Genomic DNA, 2782 nt, shown 5'->3' on the forward strand with positions numbered 1-2782 from the left:
TCGGCTGACGCAGGCTTCCGGGGCCCGGACATCGGGCGAGTCGTGGGTGCCGGGGGCCGGGTCGGTGCTGGTGACGGGTGGTACGGGTGCGCTGGGTGCGCATGTGGCCCGCTGGCTGGTGGCGAACGGTGCCGAGCATGTGGTGCTGACCAGCCGCCGGGGGCCGGCGGCGCCGGGCGCGGCGGAGCTGCGGGACGAGTTGGTGGCGTCGGGTGCCCGGGTGACGGTCGCGGCGTGTGATGTGGCGGACCGGGAGGCGCTCGCCGAGCTGCTGGCCGGGCTTCCGGCGGAGCTTCCGCTGACCGCCGTCATCCACGCGGCCGGTGTCCTCGACGACGGACTGGTGGACGCGCTGGACGCGGAGCGCATGGAGCGGGTGCTGCGCGCCAAGGCGGCCTCCGCGCAGAACCTCCATGAGCTGACGCGTGACCTGGACCTTTCGGCGTTCGTGCTCTTCTCCTCGCTCGCCGGGTCGGTGGGCGCGGCCGGGCAGGGCAACTACGCCGCGGCCAACGCCTACCTCGACGCGCTGGCCGAGCTGCGCCGCGCCGAGGGGCTGCCCGCGACCTCGATCGCCTGGGGCCCGTGGGCTGAGGGCGGCATGGCCGCCGACGAGGCGCTGGAGCGGCGGATGCGCCGCGACGGTGTGCCGCCGATGGCGCCCGAATCGGCGCTCGCCGCGCTGCGGCAGGCGCTGGACCTCGATGACACCGCCGTGACGGTGGCCGACATCGACTGGGACCGGTTCCTCGCCGAGTTCACCGCAGTACGGCCGAGCGCGCTGTTCGGCGAGCTGCCCGCGGGGCGTCCGGCACCGGCCGCCGAGGGCGCGCCGCGCCCGGCCACCACCGCCGGGAGCGGCACACTGGCGGAGCGGCTGTCCGGGCTGACCGGGACCGAGCGCACACAGGCGCTGCTGGAGCTGGTGCGGGCGCAGGTCGCGTCGGTGCTGGGACATGACGGTGCCGAGGCGGTCGAGGCGGGGCGGGCGTTCAAGGAGCTGGGCTTCGACTCGCTCACCGCCGTCGAGCTGCGCAACCGGCTGAACGCGGCGACCGGCCTGCGGCTGCCCGCCACGCTCATCTACGACTACCCGAACGCCACCGCCCTCGCCGACCACCTGCGCGCCGAACTGCTGGGCGCGGATGCGGCGGTGACCGGCGGCGTGGCCGCGCCGACCCTCGCGGTGTCCGACGATCCGATCGCGATCGTGGCGATGAGCTGCCGTTTCCCGGGTGGGGTGCGGTCGCCGGAGGAGTTGTGGGAGTTGTTGACGGCGGGTGGGGACGCGATCGCCGCGTTCCCGTCCGACCGTGGCTGGGATCTTGCGGGGTTGTACGACCCGGATCCGGATCGTCAGGGGACGTCATACGCGCGTGAGGGTGGTTTCCTGTACGACGTCGCTGACTTCGACGCGTCGTTCTTCGGGATCTCGCCGCGTGAGGCGCTGGCGATGGATCCGCAGCAGCGGTTGCTGCTGGAGACCTCGTGGGAGGCGTTCGAGCGCGCGGGCATCGACCCGGGCGCGCTGCGCGGTCAGCAGATCGGCGTCTTCGCCGGGACCAACGGCCAGGACTATCTGTCGCTGCTGATGCAGGCGCCCGAGGGCCTGGAGGGCCATCTGGGCACGGGTAACGCGGCGAGCGTGGTGTCCGGCCGGGTGGCGTACACCTTCGGTCTCGAGGGTCCGGCCGTCACGGTGGACACGGCCTGCTCGTCCTCCCTGGTCGCGCTGCATCTGGCGGTGCAGGCGCTGCGCCAGGGCGAGTGCACGATGGCGCTCGCGGGCGGCGTCACGGTGATGTCCACCCCCGAGAACTTCATCGACTTCAGCCGTCAGCGCGGGCTGGCCGCCGATGGCCGGATCAAGGCGTTCGCGGCGGGTGCGGATGGCACCGGCTGGGGCGAGGGCGTAGGGCTCCTGCTGGTGGAGCGGCTGTCGGACGCGCGGCGCAACGGTCATCCGGTGCTGGCGGTCGTGCGGGGATCGGCCATCAACCAGGATGGTGCGAGTAACGGTCTGACGGCGCCGAATGGGCCCTCGCAGCAGCGGGTGATCCGGCAGGCGCTGGCCAGTGCGGGGCTGTCCGCCGGTGATGTGGACGTGGTCGAGGCGCATGGCACGGGGACGACGCTGGGTGACCCGATCGAGGCGCAGGCGCTGCTGGCCACGTACGGTCAGGAGCGGGACGGGGACCGGCCGTTGTGGCTGGGGTCCATCAAGTCCAACATCGGTCATACGCAGGCGGCGGCCGGTGTCGCGGGCATCATCAAGATGGTGCTGGCGATGCGGCACGGGGTGTTGCCGCAGACGTTGCACGTGGATGAGCCGTCGCCGCATGTGGACTGGTCGGCGGGCGCGGTCGCGCTGCTGACCGAGCAGGTCGAGTGGCCGGAGACCGGCCGTCCGCGCCGCGCCGGTATCTCCTCGTTCGGTATCAGCGGCACCAACGCCCACACCATCATCGAGCAGGCCCCGGTGGCGGACGAACCGAGCGGGGAGCCGGATGGCAACAGCCTCGGCGGCCTTCTGCCGTTCGTCCTGTCGGCCAAGAACGCCGACGCCCTGCGGGAGCAGGCCGTGCGGCTGCACGACCACATCGCGGCGCGGCCGGAGTCGGCCCCGCTCGACGCCGTCGCCCACGCCCTGGCCGTCGGCCGCGCCGCCCTGGAGCGGCGTGCGGTGCTGACCGTCGCCGACCGGGCCGACCTGCTGCGGACGCTCGACGCGCTGGCCCGGGGCGAGGCCGCCCCCGGCGTGGTCGAGGGCACGGTCACGGAC

At 73.6% G+C, this 2782-nt stretch carries 1 protein-coding gene; it reads left to right on the forward strand.

Annotation, left to right across the window (positions count from 1 at the left end):
* The coding region (locus AXW62_RS08750; protein ID WP_159060837.1) for a type I polyketide synthase at positions 1-2782 on the forward strand (2782 nt) is incomplete at both ends.

The organism is Streptomyces hygroscopicus subsp. hygroscopicus (genome assembly GCF_001553455.1).
Taxonomy (GTDB): Bacteria; Actinomycetota; Actinomycetes; order Streptomycetales; family Streptomycetaceae; genus Streptomyces; species Streptomyces hygroscopicus.